This is a genomic window from Weizmannia sp. CD-2023 (assembly GCF_036225245.1).
GTDB lineage: Bacteria > Bacillota > Bacilli > Bacillales > Bacillaceae_C > Weizmannia > Weizmannia faecalis.
In genome coordinates, this window is the sequence record NZ_JARTJQ010000168.1 from 1 (window position 1) to 3,139 (window position 3,139).

3 protein-coding genes are annotated in these 3,139 nt (G+C 47.2%); all 3 read left to right on the forward strand.

The window, feature by feature from the left end; all coding sequences use genetic code 11:
- The first annotated feature begins 59 nt into the window (after nt 1-59).
- A complete protein-coding gene (locus P9687_RS17250) occupies nt 60-1,022 on the forward strand; it encodes an ABC transporter substrate-binding protein (protein WP_014096377.1) in 963 nt (320 codons plus the stop codon).
- Nucleotides 1,023-1,350: 328 nt separating this feature from the next.
- The gene (locus P9687_RS17255) at nt 1,351-2,166 is read left to right on the forward strand and encodes an ABC transporter ATP-binding protein (protein WP_014096376.1); all 816 of its coding nucleotides are present in this window, start codon (nt 1,351-1,353) and stop codon (nt 2,164-2,166) included.
- A gap of 37 nt (nt 2,167-2,203) precedes the next feature.
- A partial coding sequence (locus P9687_RS17260) for an NAD(P)/FAD-dependent oxidoreductase (RefSeq protein ID WP_328228959.1) occupies nt 2,204-3,139 on the forward strand: 936 nt, incomplete at its 3' end.

Consider the following 3,139-nt stretch of genomic DNA (forward strand, 5'->3'; position numbering starts at 1 on the left):
TGATAATCATTATCATTTATCTGTCTACAATATTTTAACATAATGCCAGGGGGATGAAAATGTCTTACAATCTAAAATTAAAAAAGATTTTCCAAATATGCGGGATTGTCTTTCTGTCCGTTGCCCTTGCTGCCTGCGGGAACAGCCAGTCCGGAAATGGAAACGGAAACAAGCCTGCCGGCGGTTCAAAAACCCGGACGGTAACAGACGTGATGGGGCATAAAGTAAAAGTGCCGGCTCATCCGAAACGCGTCATTGCGACTTATTTGGAAGACCATCTTGTTGCACTCGGGGTGAAGCCTGTCGCACAATGGAGTGTCAGCAACGGCATTCAGGAATATTTGCAGGACGATTTACTGAAAGGGGTACCGGCTATTTCTTACGACCTGCCTTATGAACAAGTGCAAAAATTCAAGCCGGATTTAATCCTGATTGACGATGCCAGTATGGTGGAAGGCGGGAAGTATGAACAATACAGCAAAATCGCTCCGACCTTTGTCGTAAGCAAAAAGCAAAACAGTGACTGGAGAAAAGAACTGCTTACTGTTGGGAAAGTGTTGAACAAGGAAGCAAAGGCAAAACAAGTGCTCGCAGATTATGAAAAAACAGCCAAGAAAGCAAAAGCACAACTGGCGAAAAACGGAAAAGCGCCTTCTGCTGCTGCAATCTGGCTTGTGAACAATAAATTTTTTATCGTATCGAAAAATGTATCAAGTGGGGACGTCCTGTACAATGATTTAGGTTTGAAGGTGCCGGCTGTTGTAAATGAAATTTCTGCAAAAGCAACCAGCAACTGGAATGCTATTTCGCTTGAAAAATTAACCGAGCTGGATGCAGACTATATTTTTTTGATTAACAGCGATAAAACCCACGCAACAGAGCTGGACAATGCATTATGGAAAAGCATTCCTGCCGTCAAGAAACACCATGTAGCTGAATTTTCTGCTGATACCGGCTGGCTTTACTCTGGCGCGATTGCAAACAAAGAGATGATCCGGGATGTATTAAAAACGATCAAATAATCCTTTTCGCGGCCTGCCGTCCATGTTGCATGGACGGCTTTGGCTGCGGGAAGAACATATTGATGTTTCCAAACCCGGCATCATGCGGATACGGGGGAAGAACACCCTTATTCCAACTGGAAAGGCCCAAAAAAGGAGAGCCTTTCCTCCGAAAAAAATTTGCAAAATTTCAAAAGTACAGGAAGGGCAGCAGGAAATGCTTAAATTGCGGAAAAACCTGGAGATTGCCGGTGAAAAATCGATTTGACACCTATTTGGAAACCTTATAGAATGAAATTGATATTAAGAATCATTTTCATTTAATGCCAGATTCATAGGAGGAACTGAGATGCCAAAGCTTTGTGCAGAAAATTTAAAAGTTGCCTATGGAGATCATGAAATTATTAAAAACTTAAATTTAAATATACCAGCCGGAAAAATGACGGCGATCATCGGCCCGAACGGATGCGGCAAATCCACTTTGCTGAAGGCATTGGCGCGCATTCTCTTTCCGAAAAACGGGTCCGTTTATTTGGATGGAAAAGAACTGGCAAGACAATCAACAAAGAAAATTGCGCAAAAGCTTGCGATTTTGCCCCAGTCTCCGAGTGTGCCGGAAGGACTGACGGTTTCGGAACTTGTATCTTATGGCAGGTACCCGCACCAAAAAAGGTTTGGAAAGCTGAATCGTGAAGATTGGAAAGCCATTCACCGGGCCCTTGAAATGACCGGGACGGAAGAATTGAAAGACCGTCCTGTGGATGCGCTTTCGGGCGGGCAACGGCAGCGGGTCTGGATTGCGCTCGCACTTGCGCAGGATACCGAAATGATTTTACTGGATGAGCCGACAACCTATCTGGACCTGTCCCATCAGCTGGAAGTGCTGGAACTCTTGCAGGAGCTGAACAGAATGGAGCACCGCACGATCGTGATGGTGCTGCACGATTTAAACCAGGCCGCCCGTTTTGCGGACCATATCGTTGCCATGAAAGATGGCGAAATCCTTTACGAGGGCAGCCCCGAAGCTGTGGTGACAGCGGAAATGATGCGGGAATGTTTCGGATTGGATGCCCAAATTGCGCTTGATCCGAGGTGCAAAAAACCGGTTTGCCTTTCCTATGATTTGATTAAACCGTATAAAGAAGTACGCGCACAAATGGCGTAGCCACTTTTTTTATGAGCGGGATTGGAGGATCTTGGCATTGGACCATGAAATCTACGATGTAACCATTATTGGCGGCGGGCCGATTGGCTTGTTTACGGCGTTTTACAGCGGCATGCGGAAATTAAAGACGAAAGTGCTGGAATCTAGCGGCCAGCTGGGCGGAAAAATCTCGATGTTTTATCCGGAAAAAACATTGCGGGATATTGGCGGGATCCGGAAAATAACAGGCGGGGATCTTGTGAAGGAACTGATCCGGCAGGCGGAAACTTTTTCGCCAACGATCCTTTTTCATCAGCATGTATCCGGTTTAAAGCGGCGCCCGGACGGTATCTTTATGTTAAGCACGGAAAACGGCGGCCTTCACCTGACAAAAACGGTTATCCTCACCGTCGGGGCGGGCATTTTTAAACCGATTAAGCTACATATTCCGGGGGTAGAACGCTATGAATCCGGCAATCTCCATTATGCCGTCGACGACTTAAATCGCTTCCGCAACAAGCGGGTGCTGATTTCCGGCGGCGGAAATGCGGCAGTTGACTGGGCAAACGAACTGGCCGGGATTGCCGAAAGCATTACGATCGTCCACAGGCGGGAAGCATTCAGCGGGCATGAATACGATGTGTCCGAAATGGTGAAAAATGCACGCCTTTTTATCCCTTACTGCATTTCAGCCCTGCACGGGACTGGCAACAGGATCGAACGCGTTGCGGTGAAACACGCCGGGACGGGCGAAGAAATATGGCTTGAAGCCGATGAAGTTGTCGTGAACCACGGCATTCAGGGCGATTATGGTGGCATTTTAAACTGGGGTCTTAAAATGAAAGACGAGCGGATCGAGGTCAATGGCGCGATGGAAACGAATATACCCGGGATCTTCGCGGCAGGGGATGCGGCAATTTACCCGCACAAATTAAAATTGATTGCCGGGGGGTTTGCGGAAGGCCCGGTTGCTTTAAACAGCGCCGTCCGCTAT